The 20,352-nt window shown below is 53.2% G+C and carries 17 protein-coding genes; all 17 read right to left on the bottom strand.

All coding sequences use genetic code 11. The features are described 5' to 3' along the window. Positions 1–13 precede the first annotated feature (13 nt). The 17 genes from FGS84_RS03095 to fdrA all read right to left on the bottom strand — a co-directional run bounded on the left by FGS84_RS03095 (position 14) and on the right by fdrA (position 20,344). A complete protein-coding gene (locus FGS84_RS03095) occupies positions 14–277 on the bottom strand; it encodes an HPr family phosphocarrier protein (protein WP_002583469.1) in 264 nt (87 codons plus the stop codon). 23 nt (positions 278–300) lie between these two features. Continuing rightward, complete coding sequence (locus tag FGS84_RS03090; protein WP_138306186.1) at positions 301–1,644, bottom strand: CdaR family protein; 1,344 nt, start codon at positions 1,642–1,644, stop codon at positions 301–303. Next, positions 1,625–2,494: a diadenylate cyclase CdaA gene (cdaA, locus tag FGS84_RS03085; RefSeq protein WP_138306185.1), complete on the bottom strand. Its 870-nt coding sequence runs from the start codon at positions 2,492–2,494 to the stop codon at positions 1,625–1,627. Before cdaA ends, FGS84_RS03090 begins: the two co-directional genes overlap by 20 nt. A 31-nt stretch (positions 2,495–2,525) precedes the next feature. After that, positions 2,526–3,485 (bottom strand): ABC transporter permease, encoded by a 960-nt coding sequence (locus FGS84_RS03080; protein ID WP_138306184.1) that lies wholly within the window; start codon positions 3,483–3,485, stop codon positions 2,526–2,528. Continuing rightward, positions 3,482–3,916 carry a hypothetical protein gene (locus tag FGS84_RS03075; protein WP_138306183.1) on the bottom strand — a complete coding sequence of 145 codons (435 nt, stop codon included), beginning with the start codon at positions 3,914–3,916 and terminating at the stop codon, positions 3,482–3,484. Before FGS84_RS03075 ends, FGS84_RS03080 begins: the two co-directional genes overlap by 4 nt. Before the next feature lie 169 nt (positions 3,917–4,085). After that, positions 4,086–6,116 carry an alpha-amylase family glycosyl hydrolase gene (locus tag FGS84_RS03070; protein ID WP_347563775.1) on the bottom strand — a complete coding sequence of 677 codons (2,031 nt, stop codon included), beginning with the start codon at positions 6,114–6,116 and terminating at the stop codon, positions 4,086–4,088. A gap of 321 nt (positions 6,117–6,437) precedes the next feature. Beyond that, entirely contained in the window at positions 6,438–6,965 is a 528-nt protein-coding gene (locus FGS84_RS03065; RefSeq protein WP_138306181.1) for a nitroreductase family protein, read from the bottom strand. Between the two features lie 39 nt (positions 6,966–7,004). Further along, positions 7,005–7,988 (bottom strand): electron transfer flavoprotein subunit alpha/FixB family protein, encoded by a 984-nt coding sequence (locus FGS84_RS03060; protein ID WP_138306180.1) that lies wholly within the window; start codon positions 7,986–7,988, stop codon positions 7,005–7,007. After that, positions 7,989–8,783, bottom strand: coding sequence for an electron transfer flavoprotein subunit beta/FixA family protein (locus FGS84_RS03055; protein WP_138306179.1), 795 nt, complete (start codon positions 8,781–8,783; stop codon positions 7,989–7,991). 23 nt (positions 8,784–8,806) lie between these two features. Further along, positions 8,807–9,967 carry an FAD-dependent oxidoreductase gene (locus tag FGS84_RS03050; RefSeq protein WP_138306178.1) on the bottom strand — a complete coding sequence of 387 codons (1,161 nt, stop codon included), beginning with the start codon at positions 9,965–9,967 and terminating at the stop codon, positions 8,807–8,809. A 47-nt stretch (positions 9,968–10,014) separates the two neighbouring features. After that, on the bottom strand, positions 10,015–11,250 hold the full coding sequence (locus FGS84_RS03045; RefSeq protein ID WP_138306177.1) for a Zn-dependent hydrolase: 1,236 nt from the start codon (positions 11,248–11,250) through the stop codon (positions 10,015–10,017). Between the two features lie 174 nt (positions 11,251–11,424). Next, positions 11,425–13,101 (bottom strand): PucR family transcriptional regulator ligand-binding domain-containing protein, encoded by a 1,677-nt coding sequence (locus FGS84_RS03040; RefSeq protein ID WP_330640948.1) that lies wholly within the window; start codon positions 13,099–13,101, stop codon positions 11,425–11,427. Positions 13,102–13,207: 106 nt separating this feature from the next. Beyond that, on the bottom strand, positions 13,208–14,449 hold the full coding sequence (locus tag FGS84_RS03035) for a M20 family metallo-hydrolase (RefSeq protein ID WP_138306175.1): 1,242 nt from the start codon (positions 14,447–14,449) through the stop codon (positions 13,208–13,210). Positions 14,450–14,495: 46 nt separating this feature from the next. Beyond that, the gene (locus FGS84_RS03030) at positions 14,496–14,708 is read right to left on the bottom strand and encodes a hypothetical protein (protein WP_138306174.1); all 213 of its coding nucleotides are present in this window, start codon (positions 14,706–14,708) and stop codon (positions 14,496–14,498) included. Between the two features lie 36 nt (positions 14,709–14,744). Beyond that, a complete protein-coding gene (locus tag FGS84_RS03025) occupies positions 14,745–16,358 on the bottom strand; it encodes an L-lactate permease (protein WP_138306173.1) in 1,614 nt (537 codons plus the stop codon). A gap of 14 nt (positions 16,359–16,372) precedes the next feature. Beyond that, positions 16,373–17,308 (bottom strand): carbamate kinase, encoded by a 936-nt coding sequence (gene arcC, locus FGS84_RS03020; RefSeq protein ID WP_138306172.1) that lies wholly within the window; start codon positions 17,306–17,308, stop codon positions 16,373–16,375. 27 nt (positions 17,309–17,335) lie between these two features. Then, positions 17,336–20,344, bottom strand: coding sequence for a DUF1116 domain-containing protein (gene fdrA / locus FGS84_RS03015; protein ID WP_138306171.1), 3,009 nt, complete (start codon positions 20,342–20,344; stop codon positions 17,336–17,338). Positions 20,345–20,352: the final 8 nt, after the last annotated feature.

The following is a 20,352-nucleotide window of genomic DNA, read 5'->3' as shown; positions in this document are numbered from 1 at the left end:
GGTTGCCGTCAATCTACTCTCCTAACCCGGCCTCCACAATACCAACCATGGCCTCCAGTGCTTCCTTCTCATCTGGCCCCTCGCAGACGAATTCAATCTCGTCTCCAGATTTCACGCAAGCTCCAAGGACGCTTAATACACTCTTGGCATTGGCCGTGGTGGTGCGCACCTTGAAGGATATTTTTGATTTATAGCGCAATGCCTCCTTGCAGAGGACTCCCGCCGGCCTCAGATGCAGGCCGGACGGATTCTTGATTACTGTTGTTTTGCTTACCATTATACCTCTCTCCTTGCTTTTTGTTACTGACCGGGTTCTGCCTTGGACGTGCTGGCAGGACCTTCTGATGTCTCACGTTCCGTCTCATCCCGGCTCTCATCCCCGCTGGCCGTGGTACTGTCGGCAGACGGTCCTTTTTCCGTCACCGTCACCTGGATGCGGTCGTAGCTGACCAGTTCATAGGCATCTCCCAGCTGGAAGGTAATCTCCCCGCTGTTCTCTCCCGGAACCATGTCCTCCACATCCATCTCAGCGCCTAATGCGGTAACCGAAAGCTGGTCCAGGTCTTCCTTCAGACCTCTGATAACCAGGTTCACAGAATCCCTGTCATACTGATATTCATAATCGCTGTGGGCTCCCACCCGCTTAATCTGGCTGGTCCTAAGCTCAAATGTCCTGCTTTCCAGAGCCTCCACCTTGATGACAACCTTCACCTCATTGGATGACTCGTCCGAAAGGGAAACACCCTCCGGCAGGTACTGGCTGATGTCGATGGTAACTTCCTTATCCCCTGTGGCTCCGTCCATATTCAGCTCAGAGCTTGGAATCGTAATGGAATTAATGCTGGCCAGGTCGGATTTCAGTCCGTTGACAGCCACTGAATTGCGGTTGCTCTCAATCCCCGTATACCGGTATCCGTCCGCAACCCTGCCCTCTGTCTCAAAATTCAGGACAAGGCTCTTGCGTTTCAGAATAGGCATTGTATAATCCACACTGGAACGGCTGAATGTGACGCGCTCATCGGTTGGTATCTCATTCCCATTGGCGTCAAAGCACACCACAGGAGCGCTGTCTGCCAGGTTGGAGTCTGCTCCGTCCACATCAATCACGATTCCCACCGCGCTGATTTGGCCCACCACAGACATGGGGCCGCTGACATAGATATAATTGGGTGAAACAGAAGGAATGCCCTTGTCGTATCCCTCGGCCACCTCCCCTACCACCTTTGGCGTGAGTTCAAAGGGCTTGCGCTGCAAATCCTCTGTCTTAACGCGGATAACCCCCGGCTTTGCCACCGGTGTCTCCAAAAGCCGCTTGTTGTTCTTGACCTCTATCTTCACCGGCACTGCGCCTGTGGGCTCATATATATCAGCCAGGTCAATATAGGCCCTGAAGTCAGATGAGCTGATGCCCGCCTTATCCAGTGTCCTTACACGGTAGCTGACCGTAACAGTCTCCTTATCCGTCAGAAGTTCATATGTCTTGCCGTTGGAGGTCAGGATGCCCTCGTTGACAATATCCAGCGGAACTTCCTTTGAATCCGAGTCTTCCGGGTTGTTGATGTTCACCACTGCCAGCCAGACAAAAAATGCCAGGAAGACAGAAAGTACTTTAAGCCCAATATTGTTAGACAGCTTTTTTTCCATTCTTCAGCCTTCCCTTCCATATTTTAAATCGGTTCAATGAAACAGTCTCCTCTTTGACATTGGAAAGTACCTTTTTGAGGCTTTCTGCATCTGGTATCCTGGACAGCATTCCTCCTTCTGCTACCGATACCCTTCCGGTTTCCTCCGACACCACGATGGTAATGCTGTCCGTGGCCTCGCTTACGCCCACAGCCGCCCTGTGGCGCGTGCCCAGGTCCTTGCTGATGCTCATGTTATCGGTCAGCGGCAGATAGCAGGTGGCAGCCGTGATGCGGTTGCCCCGTATAACCACCGCCCCGTCATGAAGGGGCGTGTTGTGTTCAAAAATATTAATAAGCAGCTGGCTGGTCACCAGCCCGTTAATCTCGATTCCCGTCCTCTCTATCTCCTTCAGGGAAGAACCCCGTTCAATCACCATCAGGGCGCCGGTCTTTACCTTGGCCATCTCAAAGGTGGCCCGGACCAGCTCGTTGATGGTCTTGTCGTTAAAACCCTGGTTATCCTTGCCCTCGTCAAAGGAAAAGAGATAGGACATATAATTGCGGCTTCCCAGCTGTTCCAGGGCCTTTCGCAGCTCAGGCTGGAATATGACCAGAAGGGCTGTCACCGCAATGGTGGTGGTATTCTCCAGAATCCACAATATGGTGGTCAGATGAAGCACGGCGGCAAACAGCACAAACACCAGGATAACCAGAAGTCCCTTTAACAGGTTCCAGGCCCTGGTGTTCTTAATCCACACCAGAAGTTCATAGACCAGAAAGGAAATAATCACGATTTCCAGAATATTTCCCACTGATATCCTTGGCAGCAGCGACAGCCAGGATGTCACCTTTACCAGCAGTTCCGCCATACTCTCACCTCCTTACGTTCACTTTTTTTCATTAATACGAGTTTCTCTCCCTTGTGCCGCGTTTATGGGTACTGATTTTCTGTACCTTCACATCCGGGGTGCTCACGGTCATCTTGGGCACCGCTTTCACATAATAATAATAGTCGTCGTCCTCAAACTGCACATATTCGGTCCTGGTATAATCCACGGACAGGACAAAAAAATTGAATACAGCCGCTATGGCTGCCGATAAAACCAGTCCCAGAATCATCTGTCCCACGGGAACAGATACCCCGAACACAAAATCCCCCACAAAAATGGCCAGAAGCTCCGCCACAGAGCCCGCCACAATGGCAACCACCCATGCATAATCCATGGACAGCCTGCGTATAAGGTACACCACGATGATGCCCACCGCACAGGTGGCAATCATAACCATCATGGTCTGGTTAAAGAGCACGGATTTGAGAATCTGGCTGTACTTCTGAACAATGTCCACAGAGCCGTCGCTGGCAGCCAGGATGCCTGCATTCTGCTTCACATATATGAGCAGGTAGTACAGGAACACGCCGCAGCCAACGGGAATCACGGAAGCCAGGCTTCCTCCCAGTCCCACCAGCAGGGGGACCACATAGGGAATCTTAAACAGGAAGGCAAGGGGCGTTAAAACCATCAGGTAACTGTCCCCGGGCTTGAATCCGTAATAGAGGATGGCAATGGTCAGTATCAGCACAATGGCAATCAGGGCCATCTCCAGCGAAACCGCGTATACATGGGCAATCATCAGACAGCCCGCCAGGAACACAATGGCTCCGTAGGGCAGAAATGCGCTGACCAGACAGACCGGAAGAATAACCAGAGGGCTTTTTAGCTTTGCCATATATCCGATATTCGTATTAAGGCTTATGACGGTGCAGAGCGCAAACAGGAAGCGCACCACCGGCTGTATTCCGTAACTGTAGCGGTTGTAAAATCGTTTCAGATGTTCTTTCCATAGCAGAAGACTTGTCATCGAACCCTTCCTCCTCTGTTGTCCTTGGTCCTGTCGGTCCTGTCTTTGTTGTCATATTTCTTGACCAGGTGTCTCAGTCTGGATGCATACATGGTCTGGGAACGCGACGCATAGTCGTATCTTCTGGAATATACAATCCAGGTCACCAACAGGTAAAATACCAGTCCCCCCACATAAAGGATTCCCCAGTTCCTGCCGCACTCCAGCAATTCTTCTATGCTCATGCCGCCCAGCAGCACGTCCAGTTTGTAGAGTATCCACAGAAGCAGAACCAGCAGATAGCAGAAGGTATAACCGAAAAAGGAGCGGAACATCTGTCCGCCGACATAATCCTTTTTAAAATAACGGTTAATGGGAAATATCTTCCTGCCCTCATTCTTTTCAAATATGGCCAGACCAGTCATATATCTGACCTTTTCTTCGTTCAGCATACAGGTACCTCTTACGCTTTTTCATAACATATCAATTTAGTATACCACAACTTTTTCAGATTTGCGACACTATAAATCAATTTTTATGATTTTGTAAGGAACTGGAATTCAGCTTAAGAAACCAGGGGAACCGGCGCCATCATACGCCCCCTTCCCCTGGGCGGCACTCCTATTTTCCCACCAGCACCATCACGGTCCTGGGACGAATCCTGAATCCTCCGCCCTCCAGGGGACCTGGAGCCGGCAGCTCCTCCCAGGTATCCGCGGCCACCTCCCATGCCATTGCGCCGGGAAGGGCCGGCAGCTCCACGTCCAGGGCCTCCCAGTATGCATTGGAAGCAATGTACACGGTCTGCGGGCCTTTTCCTTCCTCCTGTCCGGCAAACATGACTCCCACATATCGCTCATACTCCGCAAAGGAGCTGCACCAGGGCTTTACCCCGTGAAAGCTCACATCCGGAAAGCCGCAGGCCCCGCCGCTCACATTGGCCCGTACCAGACGGTGGGTCCTGCGGAACCGTATCATATATTGGAAAAACCGGAATATATCCTTATATTGCCCCAGCCTTCCCCAATCCAGCCAGGAAATCTCATTGTCCTGGCAATATGCATTGTTATTGCCGAACTGGGTGTTGCAGAACTCATCTCCTGCCAGGAACATGGGCGTTCCCCGGCTGCACATGAGAAGGGCGCACGCATTGCGCACCATGCGCCGTCTCAGTTTTTCCACCTGAGAATCCTCTGTCTCCCCTTCTGCGCCGCAGTTCCAGCTGTTGTTGTCATTGGCACCGTCCGTATTGTTCCATCCGTTTGGCTCATTGTGCTTTACATTATAGGAGAACAGGTCGTAAAGGGTAAATCCGTCATGGCAGGTAATAAAATTCACGGAAGCGTTCTTCCTGTCACGGTCCGCATAGATATCCCGGGAACCGGCGATGCGCAGGGCGGCTGCCTGGGCCATGCCCCCGTCTCCCTTGATATGGCGGCGCATGTCGTCCCTGTACCTGCCGTTCCACTCCGCCCACCGGTTCCAGGACGGGAAGGTGCCCACCTGGTAAAGTCCGTCTGCATCCCAGGCCTCGGCTATGAGCTTTACATCGCCCAGAATGGGGTCAAAGGCAAGGGCCTCAAGCAGGGGAGGCTTGCTCATGGGAGCGCCGTCCTGGCTGCGTCCCATAATGGAAGCCAGGTCAAAACGGAACCCGTCAATCCGGTAGGCCGTGACCCAGTAGCGCAGGCAGTTGACAATCATCTGCTGTACAATGGGGTGATTGCAGTTCATGGTATTGCCGCAGCCGCTGAAATTGTAGTAATATCCCTCAGGGGTCAGCAGATAATATATATTGTTGTCAAATCCCTTAAATGAGAAGAAAGGCCCGTCCTCATTCCCCTCCGCCGTGTGGTTGAACACCACGTCCAGGTAGACCTCAATCCCGTGCTGGTTGAACACCCGGATTAGTTTCTTAAGTTCATTCCCCTCCCGGTTGTACTCCGTTCCGGCAGTGTAGCTGGTGTTGGGCGAAAAGAAGCTTACTGTGTTGTATCCCCAGTAATTATAAAGCTTCCGGCCGTCCACCTCCCGGTAATCCTGCATCTCGTCGAATTCAAATACAGGCATCAGCTCCACCACGTTCACGCCCAGTTCCAGGAGATAAGGGAGCTTCTCCATCAATCCCTCAAAGGTTCCGGGATGAAGTACGGCCGAGGAGCCATGCATGGTAAATCCCCTGACATGCAGTTCGTAAATAATTAAATCCTCCATCGGGGTCAGGGGCTGTGCCATATCCGCCCAGTCAAAATCATCCCTGACCACCCTGGCCTTATAATGCTGGCAGCCCGGCAGCGGGTCCCCCCACCGGCTCTGTCCTGTCACCGCTTTGGCGTAGGGGTCCAGCAGATATCTGGTCTTGTCAAATATAAGCCCCTTTTCCGGTTCATAGGGGCCGTCCACCCGGTACGCATACTCAAATTCACCGATATCCAGCTGGAATACAATCATGGAATACACATTGCCGATGCGGTAATGCTTTGGAAAGGGAAGGACCGCGTAGGGCTCCTCCTCCGTCCGCCTGAACAGGAGCAGTTCAATGGACGTGGCCCCATGTGAGTACACCGTAAAGTTGACGCCTCCCGGTATGGCGGTAGCGCCGTTTATCTCATAGAACCCGGGCCTGACCGCATATCCTTCCACATAGTCCATGGGCACCAGGTGAACGGTGCGGGGCAGGGCCAGGTGGTCCAGGCAGTCCGGCCTTAAGGCCTTCTTATCCTTTTCCCTGCCCTTATCCTGTGTTTCGGTCTTTATACGGCTGGCCACATTCTTTCCCTTTTCCTCCATACATTCCTCCTATAAGCACCTGCTGTCAGACTGTTTCAGGCATTGTATTAACAATATACAACATCCCCGCCCATATTACAAGACTTGGAAAAGCCGCCGGACCCAATCTGGCCCGGCGGCTTTTCCCCTCCTGTCATTTTCTCCTCTGCGGAGTGCTGCCTCTGACAGTATTCCTTCTTAAATTTAATTCTGATACCTCTCCCATTTTATCTTTTCCATGGGCAGTTCATCCAGTTGATACGCAGGCGCCTCTGCCGCCGGCATTCCAAGGGCCAGGATGGCCTCCAGCCTGTAATGTTCCGGAAATCCCAGGCATTCCCTTACGTATTCCTCCGTGGTCTTTCCGTCCGCGTCCCTCAGCCTTCCCTGGACCCAGCAGCTGCCAATCCCCAGGCTGGATGCCATCAGATGCATGTTTGCCATGGCCACGGAACAATCCTCAATCCACACGTCCTGCTCCTTTTCATCGCCAATGACAACTATGGCGCACTGGGCCTGCCTGAGCATGCTCGCGCCTCCTGCCCTGCATCCGGAGAGAGTGTCCAGGGTCTGCCTGCTGCGCACGGCGATAAACTCCCAGGGACGTTTTGCCTTGCCAGACGCAGATAAAAGGCCTGCCTGCAGCACTTTTTTAAGGTCTTCCTCCGGAATCGCCTCATTGCTGTAGTTCCTGATGCTGCGCCTCTTCCTCATAATCTCTAATAAGTCCATGGTCCCTTCCTTTCTGCCGGTGCATACCGCGGCTCCGGCTTACAGCTTCATGTAAGCTTCCAGCACATCCTTCATATCGCAGACCATGCCGTAATCCGCAATATTGAATATCGGCGCGCTTTCATCCTGGTTGATTGCCACAAACAGCTTGGTGTCTTTTATGCCTTCCGTGTGCTGGATGGCTCCGGATACGCCCAGGGAGATGCAGACCTTGGGCCGTATGGTGAATCCGGTCTGTCCAATCTGGTGCTCAAATGGAATGAATCCGGTATCTGCCAGCGGCCTGGTGCCTCCGATTGCAGCTTCCAGCTTTTCGGCAAACTTTTTTAAGAGCGTAAAGTTTTCCTCGCTCTCAGCGCCGCGTCCGCCGACCACCACAACCTCTGCTGCCAGGATGCTGTCCGTATCGCTTAATGCAGGCGCGCTCGACATTACCTGAATCCCGGATTCCGGGAGGGCGATGTCTTTATAATATACAACATCCGCCCTTCTGCCCTCCTCCGCCTCATAGGGAGTGTACACGCCGGGCCTTACTGTCATCATCTGGGGATAGACCCCTTTCTTTGTCACAATGGTGACAAATACATTTTCCCCAAAGGAGGGCTTGTTCTGCTTGATGTAAAAGCTGCCGTCCTCCCTGGTGTCCACGGCTAATTCCGTGCAGTCCGCCGTCATACCGCAGCCCAGACGGGCAGCCACTCTGGAAAAGACGGAGCGGCCTGTGGGAGTGGCCGGAATCAGCACGCTGGAAGGTTCCATGCGTTTCAGCATTTCCGCCATCACCTGGCTTACCGCGTCATCCTGGAACAGGCAGTCCCTGTCTGTCTCCACCACATATATCTCATCAACCCCAAGCTGTTCCAGCTGGGCCACCAGGTTCTTACCGTCCCTGGCCAGGACAGCGGCCTGTATCTTTTCACCGGTGGTTTCCTTGATGCAATGGGCTGCGCGGACCAGTTCTGCCACAACGGGTTCTAAATTCCCATTATAATTTTCTGCAAAAACACAAATTCCGTTCGCCATCTATTCTTTTCCTTTCTCAATCTCAATCAGCTCCTTGAGTCTGGCCGCCAGCTCCTCCGGCGTGCCCGTAAGCATCCGGGCTTTTCTGGTGCTCTCAGGCTGGAATGAATCCGTTACCTCTGTGGGAGAGCCGGGAAGGCCAATCTCCTCCGCCGCCAGCTGAAGCTCTGCATTGGTATATACCTCCAGGGGCTTGTTCTTGGCCGCCCTCTTGGAGCGCAGGGTTGCCAGACGCGGCTCATTGCTTCCGAAGCATATGCTCACCAGGGCAGGCAGGGACGCCTTAATCTTCCACTCCATGCCCTGATACTTTTTCACAGCCGTGATACAGTCCTTGCCGCCCTCATCGTATAAGAGTCCCTGTACCTCAGCCACATGGGGGATGCCCATATATTCCGCCACCATGGCACCCACCTGTCCGGTGGCGCCGTCCGCAGACAGCGCACCGCTTAAGAGCAGGTCAAATGTTCCATATCTCTCAATGCTTTTTGCCAGCACCCTGGCCGTTGCAATGGTATCTCCTCCTGCAAGACACCGGTCCGTGATGAGGCAGCTCTCATCGCATCCCAGAGCCATGGCGTCCCGTAACGCCTTCTCAGCATCAGCCGGTCCCATGGTGAATACGGTCACCTTGCCGCCTGTCTGTTCCTTTAAAACCATGGCAGCCTCAATTGCGTTCAGGTCCGCAGGGTTAATCATGCCCTCTGAACTGGAACGAATCAGGGCATGGGTCACGGGGTCCACGGAAACATCATTGGAAACAGGAACCTGTTTTATAAGAACCGCTATATCCATATTTTCTCCTCTCCGCTGCCTTCTTATTTTAACAGACGCTCAAATGCCCAGTCTTCCAATAGCGGTGTCTTCTCCCCCCGCATAATGAATTTTGCAAGGTCCCTGCTGGCAGCCGGCGCCTCGATAACGCCGTTGCCGCCGTAACCGGTTGCCAGGATATAGCCCTCCACCGGCGTCTCGCCTAAAATGGGAAGGAAGTCCTTTGGCTCTGCACGGTATGACAGCCAGGATGATACCAGTCCGCTGTCCACAATGCCCGGCACCCTGCACTCCAGCTGGTCTAACAGGAAATCAATAAAGTAATCGTCGGTTCCGCCTGTGGCAGGAAGCTTGTCCGGATTCCACTGTCCCGCATGCATGGGATTGTTCAGGTCCATGGAAAGATGGGACTTGCAGATAAAGATATTGTCTCCTGCGCGGAGGGCGTAAAAGGCCGGATATTTCAGCACCGGGAAGGTATATCCTAATTTCTTTCCAGGAGGGCATAAAAAGAATGCTTCTGCCTTTGTATGCCAAATCGGCACGTCCATGCCCACCATCTCGCCGGTAAATTTGCTCCATGGACCGGTACAGTCCACCACATAGTCAAATTCGTATTCCTGGCCGTCGTTTGTCTTAAGGCCTTTAATCTTATTTCCTTCTTTCAGAACCTCCGTCACCTTCACGCCGGTCCTGATAACGCCGCCGTTCTTCTGCATCTTCTTTGCATAGGTATTGGAAATCATGGTTCCGTCAAAGTATCCGTCATCCTGTGTGTAGCCTGCGCCCAGGATATTGTCTGTGGAGATATCAGGAAGGATTTCCTTAATCCTGTCCTTGTCCGTTATGTACTCGCCTGTATAACCGGCTGCCTTTGCCAGCGCAATGCCGGTCTTAATGGTAGCCTCTACCTTCTCGTCGGTTGCAACCACCAGGGTTCCTGTCTTGTCAAACCCGGCAGAGCCCTTTTCCTCTGCTTCCATCTTCAGATATGACTCAAAACCATATAACCTTACGTCCCAGTATCTGTTTCTCAGCGAATCATCAAAGAGACATACGGTTCCTGCGGACTTGGCCGTGGAAGCCCCGCCAATGGTATCCTTCTCAAATACAATGACCTCAGCATTGTCATAAAGGCTCAGATGATATCCGAGACATGTTCCTGAAATACCTCCGCCAATAATACCAATTCTTTTCTTTTCCATAACATTACCTGCCTTTCACATTTTATTTTTATTGTTTTTTACAGTGCTTATAGATTGTCTGCGCGAAGGACTGTCTCCAGCAGCACCCTGCATCCCAGCCCAATATCCTTTCCCTCTGTAAACTCATGTCTGGAATGGCTGATTCCGCCCACGCTCGGAACAAATATCATTCCTGTGGGGAAAACCGTTGTCATGAGCAGCGAATCATGGAAGGCCCCGCTTGGGACTTTGGCATACGGAATATCCAGTTTCCTGACGGACGCCTCAACGGCATCCCTTACCCATTCCGTCATCGGCGCAGGCTCATGGTAGGAGAACCGGTTGAAGCTGTACTCCTCCCCCATCTCCCGGCAGATTTCATCCAGGCATTCCCTCAGTTTCTGCTCTATGGTCTCCATAATTTTTTCATCCTGGTCACGTATCTCCAGGTGGAAGCCGGCCTCCCCAGGAATTACATTCACGGAGTTGGGCACCACCTTCATGGTTCCCACGGTGGCAACTGTAAACGGATTGCCGTACATGGCCACTATCTCCGGAACCTGGGCCACGAATCTGGCGGCAGCCACCAGCGCATCCTTTCTGTCCTCCATCACCGTGCTTCCCGCATGGTTGGCCTCTCCCGTAACTTTGATTTCAAACCGGCTCACCCCTGCAATGGATGTAACCACGCCCACGGGAATCCGGTTCTTGTAAAGGGAGGCCCCCTGTTCCACATGAAGCTCCAGGAAACAGTGTACTGATTCAGCGGACCTCCTGGCATTTCCCAGGTCCGCCACCTTTAATCCGCAGGCCTTAAGCACATCCTCTCTGGACTGGCCGTACATGTCCTGGTCTTCCCCGCTGACGTGAAGGTCCTGGCCGCACATGGCGCCGCTTCCCAGCATACCGCTTCCGAACCGGAAGCCTTCCTCATCCGTAAATACCACAACCTCCAGGGGATGGCGCAGCTTTCTGCCGCTCTCAAGCAGCGTCTGGCACACCTCCAGTCCGGCCACGCAGCCCAGGGCCCCGTCATACCTTCCGCCGTCCGGCACCGTGTCCAGATGGGAGCCTGTCATAATAGCCGGCAGGTCCGGGTCCTCTCCCTCCAGTCTGGCAATCAGGTTTCCGGCTGCATCCATTCTTGATTCGATTCCCAGTTCCCGGAAATATCCTATAAAAGTCTCCCGTCCTTTCCTGTCCTCCGGCGAATAGGCCATACGGGTGAATGTCCCGTCTTCCTGGGCCCCGCATTGGTACAGTTCTTCCAGCCGGTTAAGAATCCTGTCTAAATTGATATCCATTTAACCCCTCCTTGCTTCCGATTGTTGGCAATCTTGTACACGCCCTATATTTCTTTTCTGTACTTCTTATCTATATTGCACATTATAGATAATATTTTAACGGATTACATCGGAGCAAACAGATAAAAATAGAGAGATAATTTATCTAGTCTGGATAAACTATCTCTCCTGCCTCTATATGAAGTCCTTGTTGTAATTCTCTATCATTTTATACACCACCAGACCAATCCGCACAGCCAGCACCTCGTTGGCATTGTCAAAATCAATTCCGGTTATTTTTTCTATCTTTTCAATGCGGTAGACAGCGGTCTTATAGTGCACGTAAAGGTCCTGGGCTGTCTTGGAAAGGTTCAGGTTCCGGTCCAGGTACGCCCTCAGGGTAATAATCAGGTCATCCCTCTGGGGCTTTTTATAGTTATAAAGCTTCTGAAGTCCCTCCGGCACATACTCCAGCAGCATGGACGGGTCGCTTAACTGGCACAGCAGCTTAAATATACCCAGGTCCGCAAACAGCATAATCTGGGGGCTGCCGTCCTCCGGCGTCTCTCCCGCCACATCCACAAACATAAATGCCTCGTTAGCCTCTTTAAAGCTCTCCGGAAGATTGATGATGCCGTCCACCACTCTCCCTGCCCCTGCCTTAATCTTGAGATACTTGTTATATCTAGCCACATCCCCCTGGACCTGTTCCGCTATCTTTTTAATGTTTTTGCGGTATTCTTCCTGGGTCTGTTCCCGGTCCACCTCCTGTATCACTACAATCTTATCAAGGTCGTTATGAATTTTAGCTTTGGATATACGGCTCCGGATTAAATCGCTCAATACATCGATATCCTTTACCTTTGCCTTAAAATCCCCTCTGGCCATGCTCTCGTTTGTCATTCCGAATACAATGACCCGGTAGCTGCCGTTGATGTCAACCCCCAGAAGGCTGGTATTCTTCTGAAGCTCTCCCATGGAATGTATTTTTCCGTTCAGAATATTGTGTATAATATCATTCTGGAACTTCTTCTCCAGTTCCGTCACCGCATACTGCCTGGAAAATTCAAACCGCAGGGCCGTGATGGCGCTCTCCGCGGCAATGCAGTCCATGGTCCCAAAGGGCTGGTTTAACTCTGTCACTACCAGGTATATCTTTTCCCGGAAACTCATCTTTACCTGAATCAGACATTGGGAAACCTCCCCTGTCTGTCTCATATAGGTGTAGTTTGAATAAGTACCCGGCTCAAAAGGCACTGCGTCCCTGCTGACAGCAAATTCCCTGGACGCCTGGTCCGTGGCTGCCAGACAGGACAGGTTCTGGTTGAAAACCGCCACCGGATTGCGAATCAGCTTTGACAGCACATCCAGTATCTCATCCACCCCTTTTCCCGTGGAATCAGGCGCAATGGCCAGGGCGGCGAAATTGTCATGGGTGGTCTTAAAATACTTAAGCCTGGTTACCTCCTCGTTGAACAGCCGTTCCATAATCAGGCTCATGATATCCCTGAAGGAAACCTCAAAAGGAACCTCCAGAACCGGGATGTCATGTTCCTCTGCAAAGGCAAACAGCAGCTCAATCTTGGTGTCTGCATTGTCCACCTCTCTGCCCCGCTTTAACACAAGGGCGCTGACGCTCTTTCTTGTCAGCTCGTTAATATATGTGCGGAATTCTTCTACCGTACAGGACCGGAATGCATACAAACCAGTCAGCAGAACCTCGCCTCCGTCAATAAACTTTACAATGTCCGGCGCCTCGATGATTGTCACGCCTTTGATTTCCCTGTCCAGTCCCCTGCTGCCTCCAAGTACCTTTATTTCCTTCATTTCATCTGTCAAAAGAAGTTCTCTTACCGTTAATCCCATCTTCATCCCCACCGCCTTTATTTGCCCGGTCAACGTTACCATTCATTATAACACGAACAGACACAGACGCATACAAGTATTCTTGCGCCTGTGTCTTTTCTATATTTATATGTTATGCCAAAACCTTTTCTTTCGCCAGCCTTTCCATGACCACCGCTGCCTTGGCCAGGTCGCTGTATCTGGTAAACTCAACCGGACAATGACTCCGTCCGTCCTTGCTCGGAACAAACAGCATGACCGTGGGAAGCACCTGCCCGATTTCCAGGGCATCATGGCCTGCGCCGCTTAACATGCGCCTGCAGCTGTAGCCCCGGCTCCTGCACTCTTCCTCCATCACGTCCAGCATTTCCTTTGAAAGCTCCACCGGTGTAATGGTCAGCTTATTCTCCATGTCAAAGCTGCCGCCGTACTCCTTTACAGCCCGTTCCAGGGCTTTTCTTATCCTGGCTGCAATGTCGTTTATGTTGTCGTTATTCCTGGAACGGATATCCACGGTAAACTCCGCTGTATCCGCCACAATGTTCATTCCCCCCGGTATGGTATTCACATATCCCACGGTGGCAACGGTTCCGTCCGCCTTTTCCCTGGCCCAGTCCGCGATTCTGGAGATAACCTTTGAAGCTGCGTCCACAGGGTCCATCCTCATATCCATGGGAGTGGTTCCCGCATGGTCGGCCCTGCCGTGTACGGTCACCATGTACCGCTGGATGCCCACAATACAGTCTACCAGCCCTATCTCGGTTCCTTCCGTGTCCAGGACCGGTCCCTGCTCAATATGCGCTTCCAGGAAGCAGCCAATCCTGCCCTTCTCCCAGACAGCCTCCCCAATCCGCTCCGGGTCCATCCCGTATTCCTTCATGGCTTCATAGATGGATATGCCGTCCTTATCCCGGAATTTCTTGGTGTATTCCACGTCCCGGTGCCCCAGGATGGCTCCTGAACCAAAGTATCCTGTTCCGAACCGGGTTCCCTCTTCATCGCAGAACCCTGCCACCACAAAATCCCTTTTGGGCCTGATTCCCTCCTCTGTCAGGAGACGGGCCACCTCAATGGCGCATATAACGCCCGCTATTCCGTCGTAATCCCCTCCGTTGTACACAGAGTCATAGTGGGAGCCCATCATGACGCAGGGAGCGTCAGGGTCTTCGCCCTGCAGTACCCCAAACACATTGCCGGCAGCGTCCTCCCGCACCTGCAGCCCGCTCTCTGTCATCAGCTCCTTCAGATACTCCACGGCCTGTCTGGCTTCTTTTGTGAACGGAAGTCTGGTGCAGCCGTTCCCCGGTGTTGCAGTATACTGTTTTAAATGCTCCAAATCCCTGGCAATTCTGCCTGTTATATCCTCAATTACCATTCCTATACCCTCTCTGTTCTTTTTTGGGAACGCCCTTCCATTCCCTCTATTTTATTTCTTTTGACTTCTTTCTGTCTATCACATATACCTTAAACGGCGAGTACAGCATGGCCGCTACCAGCAGGATAAACCCGGACAGGCACGACCCGTCTCCCGGCATCCTAAGCTCTGTCAGAATCAGGGCAAACGCCGCCAGGATGGCTGCAAAGGCCACGGTCAGCCTGCCCCCCTTTGTCTTAAAAAACTTCTCTGTCTCCATACAGTATCCTCTCTTTCCCCCTGTGCTGCCTGCGTGTCATGAGACAGCCACTGTCAGAAACACAATTATACCGATTGCCAGCGTCATAATGGTGGTGAAGGGAATGATTCTCTTCAGCACCTGTCCCTCGCTGCCCAGGATCCCCGCCGTGGTGGTCCCCAGGATGATATTGCTGGGGCTGATGGCGCTTCCGATGGAACCGCCCGCTGTCTGTGCTCCCAGGATTGGCGCCTGGTTCAGATGAAGCAGGCCGGCAGTGGTTACCTGGAATTCCCCGAAGAGAATATTGGATGACATATTGCTTCCGGTCATGAAGGACCCCACCATTCCCACCAGGGGAGCCAATATGACGTAGGTCTTGCCAAGAACCCTTGCAATTCCGTCCGCCAGCACGCTGGTCTGCCCGGTTCCTCCCATGATTTTGGACATGATGACCAGACCGATGATGGCGATTCCCGAAGGCATGGACATGGTTACGGAGCGCACAAACACACGCTTAACCCCTCCCGGCCGAATCCATCCGTGCCTTCCAAAATATACCAGTCCCGCAATGGATGACAGGAACAGGAACATGCTTGCATGGGTGAAGGGCCGCAAAGGCGAAAAAAGTTCCGATGCCTGGTTCACAAATCCATACCCGGTGGATGTCTCCGGAAAGGAAAATCCAATGGACACCTGGTTCAGCAGATGATTCACCGGAGGTACCACCAGCACCACCATGGTGACCGCGGTCAGCAGGATATAGGGCACAAAGGCCTGCACCAGCGTCATGTCAGCCGGCGCCCCGTCCGATGTCCCGGCCGCGTTCCTGCGGTCCATCAGCCGGCTGTCTTCCACGCTCCACTCCTGCCTGTACATCTTCATCCTGCCTATCAGGAACAGGGCCACCAGGGATACGCAGGCCGGAAGAAAGCAGGCAATGGTTGTATTAACCCTGGTCAGAAGCAGTTCTCCCCCGCCCTGAATCAGGGACAGGATGAGAAGGGCGGGAAGCCCTTTCTTTACAGCCTTTCCTTTTCCGTAAAACCAGCAAATCACCAGGCCAATCACCACATTCCACATCCAGATGAACACCCCTGCCCAGAAGGCTGCCGCCAGATAATCCGGTGTTCCGGGCACAAGTCCCGTGGACATGGCAAGGGCATCCCAGGCAGCTGCCAGGGTTCCGAAGGTATTGCCCCACGCCTGCCCCAATAAAGGTATGATGACCGCAAATACAGGAACCACGCCGATGCCCATGAGCAGGGGCGCTCCCACTGCCACCGGTACACCGAAGCCTGTGATTCCCTGGAGAAAGCTCTCCAGTATCCATCCCAGGGCCAGAACCATCAGAAGTTCGTTGGGCAGAAGCTTTCTCATCCCGTTGCGGATTACAAGAAAGGCACGGGCCTCATCCGCCACCTGGTACAGAAGAATGGCAGTCCATACAATCAGAAGGATAATCAGCGCGCTCCATATGCCTTTTGCGCTCTCGGCTGCCAGCAGCCTGATATCCGCTTTATAGAATACAATGCCGGTAACAATCGTGATGGCCAGTCCCACGGGGGCTGCTTCCGTAGCCCCCCACTGGAACCGGATCATTAACAGCAGCAGGACAATGATTGGCAGACATGCCATTATCCACATAAACAGATTTGTTGGTATGTTCATAATTTATCTCCCGCCTACTTATGTATTACTGTTCCTGTCCTTCCGGCAATTCCCTCCGCCGCCTTATCAAGCAGGGTTATCAGGGTACGCCTGCCTTCGCCTGACTGGGCAAAGCGGATGGCTGCCTCGATTTTTGGAAGCATGGACCCCTTGGCGAACTGTTCCTGGGCAATGTATTCCATTGCCTGGGCCACCGTAAGGTCGCTGAGCCACTCCTGGTTCTCCCTTCCGAAATTGATGGCCACCTTTTCCACGGCCGTCAGGATGATGAGGTAATCAGCCTCCAGCTCCGCTGCCAGCAGGCTGCTGGCATTGTCCTTGTCAATGACTGCGTTGACGCCTGAGAGCTTTCCGTTGTCATTGACCACCGGAATCCCTCCTCCTCCGCAGGTTATGACAATGTGGCCGGCATCCACCAGCGTCTCTATGGTTTTCAGCTCCCGGATTTTCATGGGCATGGGGGAAGCCACTGCAATGCGGTAGCCCCTTCCCGCGTCTTCCATGCAGGGAATCCCGTTTTCCATGTTCTTCTTTGCCTCTTCCTCAGTCAGGAACCGGCCGATTGGCTTGGTGGGATTGCGGAACGCTTCATCCTCCGGGTCCACCTCCACCTGGGACAGAATTGTGGATACCTTTACATCCATGTTTCTCTTGTACAGCTCGTATTTAATGGCATTCTGCAGGTCAATTCCGATATACCCCTGGCTCATGGCCACGCATGTAGGCAGCGGCGTTTCCTTATAATCCTCATAGCTGCAGGCCAGCCGGTCCATGGCATTTTGAATCATCCCCACCTGGGGGCCGTTGCCATGGGTGATAATCAGGTCCATGCCCTGCTGCACCAGGTCCACGATTACCTCAGCCGTCTTTGCCACTGCCTGCTTCTGTTCTTCTATATCCCTGCCCAGGGCGTTGCCGCCCAGAGCAATCACAACCCGTTTTTTATCCATAAGCCCTCTCCCTTATTTAGTCCTGACTCAGTCCAAAGAAAACCCCAATTTCTTTGCATATGCCGCAACAGCCTTTTCAAAGCAGGCCACCGGCGGGTGCACGGTGCCGGCTCCTATCTGGCCGTAGCCGGCCACCTTGTGGGCAATCCCCGTGTTGATAACCGGTGTAATGCCTTTTTCCACCACCAGTCTGGCATCGATTCCAAGGCAGGTCCCCTGGAAATTCCAGTTAGGTATAATGAAGTTGGGATTCCTGTCAATGGTTATCTCCGTCATCTCTGTGCTGGTGCGCAGCGCGTCCTCGTACCCGCCGGCTCCCACAAACCTGGTAACGGCCGGGGCGGCAATCATGGCCATTCCGCCTACGCCGAAGGTTTCCGTGATGGCGCTGTCTCCCATATCAGGACAGGCGTCCTCCCCGTCATACCCGGTAAAGTAAAGTCCCTGGGGCGTGTTGACCGGAGCCGTGAACCACTCATCCCCCATACCGCTGATACGGATACCGAATTCCACGCCGTTCCTGCACATGGCGGTGACAATGGTGCCGTCCGTAACCTGTCTTGCCGCGTCCATAACAGCCTTGCCTGTGGCCATCATGATATTTAAGAAGAACTGGTCTGTGTCGGCCAGGAATTTTATAACGTCGTAGCGGTCCTTCTCATCCATCTCCATCCTGGTGATTACCGGGCTCACCTCTTTCAGGAAGGCCAGGGAAGCCGCAATGTTCCTCTGATGGAATTCATCTCCCATGGCAATTGCCTTGGCCACAAGGGGATTCACATTCAATCCTCCCATGGAACGGATGGCCTTTCCAAGGGTTGGTCCCAGCACATCCCGCATCCACAGCAGACGGTCAACCACTTCTTTGGAATAGGCTCCGAATCTCAGCACCTTTCCTATGCCCTCGTTCATGGTACAGTAAGCCTCGTTGCCGTGGGTCTGGTTCTCAACCACAAACACAGGCATGTTGGCGGAGGTAATACCGCCCATGGGGCCCACGGCCTTTACATGGTGGCAGGGAATAAAGGTCACTTCCCCGGATGCAAGCAGCTTTCTTGCCTCCTCCTCCGTGCCGGCCCATCCCTCAAAGAGGACTGCACCCACGCAGGAGCCCTGTACCGGGTCCGGCATGTTTTCAAACCGGATGGGCGGCCCTGCATGGAGAATCACCTTGCCGTCATTCAGCTCCCGAATCACTGACCTGGCCGGCACCACATCCTTAATTACCGGCTGGCTGGCCACCACCCTGGCGATAACCGAGCGGTTGGCCTGGTCGATATCCGTCTCAGGACAGCTTCTAAGGAAATTCAGCATTTTTATAAGCTCCACATTGCCGCCTGCCGGAGGCGCCCAGTCATACTGAACCACGTCGCATCCAAAGTGTTCAATGACCTCAGCAAAGCTCTTAAGGCCCGCATTGATGACCCTTGGCTTCTGAGACAAAAGCTCCAGCAGTTTCCCGGACGCCTCTGTCTTCTCAATCCCGGCCACTTTCCTGGGACGGACAGCCTTTTCCGGCTCGTCAAAATCCAGGCCAATGGCGCGGACAGCCGTATGTACAGCCAGCTTATTGTTTTCGCACACAATGACGCCCGCTTCCTTCAGCGTATCCACAGCCTTGTCATAGCCCTGGAAGTCCCTTCTTGTTCCGCAGACAGTTGCCACGAAGAACAGCTTCCGTCCTTCTTCCTTTGCCCTATCCCGCAGACGGGTGATTGCCGGAAGAAGGGCTCCCGCCATATCCTCATGGGAACCGTAGCCCAGCATGATATCCAGAAGAATCACGCCTGTGGACGGGTCGTCGATGGCTTCCTGCATGCACTCAATGCGTTTGGCAGGGTCAATCATGGGGTGCGGCTTGCCCTGGGTGTATACATCGTCTCCCAAATCCACCACAATATGTCCGTCCGTCTTCAGCATAAAGCCTTCCGCCTTCTGGGGCGGCACCTTAAGGTTCAGGGCATCCTTAATCAGCATGGCTGCTTCCCCTGCCAGGGTGCCTCCTGAGTAATAGGCCTTGATGGTTTTCTTTTCCTCTGCCTTAAAGAAGCAGGAGCTGTCCGTCTCCACGGTTCCTTCCCCGATTTCCTGTCCCCTCACCAGTCCCACAGCCAGACGGGCCGCTTCATCCAGGGTATAGGCATGGTAGAAGTTTTCCTCATGGTACTCCGGCTTTTCACCCAGGAACAGGGTGACCACCGGCTTCTTAAAGCTGCTCAGGCGGTCGGAAATCCGGTCCCGCACCGCCTTTGCAGGCGGCTTGGATATGATAATCAGCACCTTTACGCTGTCATCCTGCTCCATGGCCTCAATCATATCCATCATGGTGATTCCGCCCACCTCAGTGGACAGGTCCCTTCCTCCGGTGCCAATGGCGTTTTTTACGCCCTCGCCCAGACGGTCTATAATCGTGGTCAGCTCCTGGATGCCGGTTCCCGACGCACCGATGATTCCGATGGGCCCCGGAGCCACATGGTTGGTAAATGCAATGGGAACGCCCTGGATGATGCCTGTGCCGCAGTCCGGCCCCATAACCGCCAGACCTTTTTCATGGGCCTTCTTTTTTAACTGAATCTCATCCTCCAGCGTCACATTGTCGCTGAACATAAACACGTTCATGCCCTCGTCCAATGCCCGGTCCGCCTCCAGCGCAGCGTAAGCGCCTGGTATGGAGATAACCGCAAGATTGGCATCCGCAAGCCTGCCCAGAGCCTTTTCCCAGGACCGCACTGCCTCTGCTCCCTTTTTATCCGACTCTGCAGTGGACTGCTTCTTGAAGAAGGCTTCCACTTCCTCCATGATTCCGTCCAGCAGTCCCTCGTCCTCCACATCGGCAACCACCACCATATCATTGGCTGATGCCTCCTCCAGCTCGCCGGTGCTGAGACCGCTCTGTCTGTATATGTCTTTATTGGCAGGCGTCGCCATCATGATGGAAACCTTCTTTACACCTTCTATGGCGGAAATCTGGTTGGTCAAAAGCATGAGGACAACAGAATCATGGTAACTCCCCTTTTTTACTATGGTTTTTAACATACGCTTCC

The organism is Clostridium sp. 1001271st1 H5 (genome assembly GCF_005845215.1).
Lineage (GTDB): Bacteria > Bacillota > Clostridia > Lachnospirales > Lachnospiraceae > Enterocloster.
The sequence above is the reverse complement of the archived record's forward strand: the minus strand, read 5'-3'. Positions and strand labels throughout refer to the sequence as shown.

Coding starts and splice junctions, on each gene's coding strand:
- FGS84_RS03095 (WP_002583469.1), bottom strand. CDS start 277: ATGGTAAGCAAAACAACAGTAATCAAGAATCCGTCCGGCCTGCATCTG.
- FGS84_RS03090 (WP_138306186.1), bottom strand. CDS start 1,644: ATGGAAAAAAAGCTGTCTAACAATATTGGGCTTAAAGTACTTTCTGTC.
- cdaA (WP_138306185.1), bottom strand. CDS start 2,494: ATGGCGGAACTGCTGGTAAAGGTGACATCCTGGCTGTCGCTGCTGCCA.
- FGS84_RS03080 (WP_138306184.1), bottom strand. CDS start 3,485: ATGACAAGTCTTCTGCTATGGAAAGAACATCTGAAACGATTTTACAAC.
- FGS84_RS03075 (WP_138306183.1), bottom strand. CDS start 3,916: ATGCTGAACGAAGAAAAGGTCAGATATATGACTGGTCTGGCCATATTT.
- FGS84_RS03070 (WP_347563775.1), bottom strand. CDS start 6,116: ATGGACTATGTGGAAGGATATGCGGTCAGGCCCGGGTTCTATGAGATA.
- FGS84_RS03065 (WP_138306181.1), bottom strand. CDS start 6,965: ATGGACTTATTAGAGATTATGAGGAAGAGGCGCAGCATCAGGAACTAC.
- FGS84_RS03060 (WP_138306180.1), bottom strand. CDS start 7,988: ATGGCGAACGGAATTTGTGTTTTTGCAGAAAATTATAATGGGAATTTA.
- FGS84_RS03055 (WP_138306179.1), bottom strand. CDS start 8,783: ATGGATATAGCGGTTCTTATAAAACAGGTTCCTGTTTCCAATGATGTT.
- FGS84_RS03050 (WP_138306178.1), bottom strand. CDS start 9,967: ATGGAAAAGAAAAGAATTGGTATTATTGGCGGAGGTATTTCAGGAACA.
- FGS84_RS03045 (WP_138306177.1), bottom strand. CDS start 11,250: ATGGATATCAATTTAGACAGGATTCTTAACCGGCTGGAAGAACTGTAC.
- FGS84_RS03040 (WP_330640948.1), bottom strand. CDS start 13,101: ATGAAGATGGGATTAACGGTAAGAGAACTTCTTTTGACAGATGAAATG.
- FGS84_RS03035 (WP_138306175.1), bottom strand. CDS start 14,449: ATGGTAATTGAGGATATAACAGGCAGAATTGCCAGGGATTTGGAGCAT.
- FGS84_RS03030 (WP_138306174.1), bottom strand. CDS start 14,708: ATGGAGACAGAGAAGTTTTTTAAGACAAAGGGGGGCAGGCTGACCGTG.
- FGS84_RS03025 (WP_138306173.1), bottom strand. CDS start 16,358: ATGAACATACCAACAAATCTGTTTATGTGGATAATGGCATGTCTGCCA.
- arcC (WP_138306172.1), bottom strand. CDS start 17,308: ATGGATAAAAAACGGGTTGTGATTGCTCTGGGCGGCAACGCCCTGGGC.
- fdrA (WP_138306171.1), bottom strand. CDS start 20,344: ATGTTAAAAACCATAGTAAAAAAGGGGAGTTACCATGATTCTGTTGTC.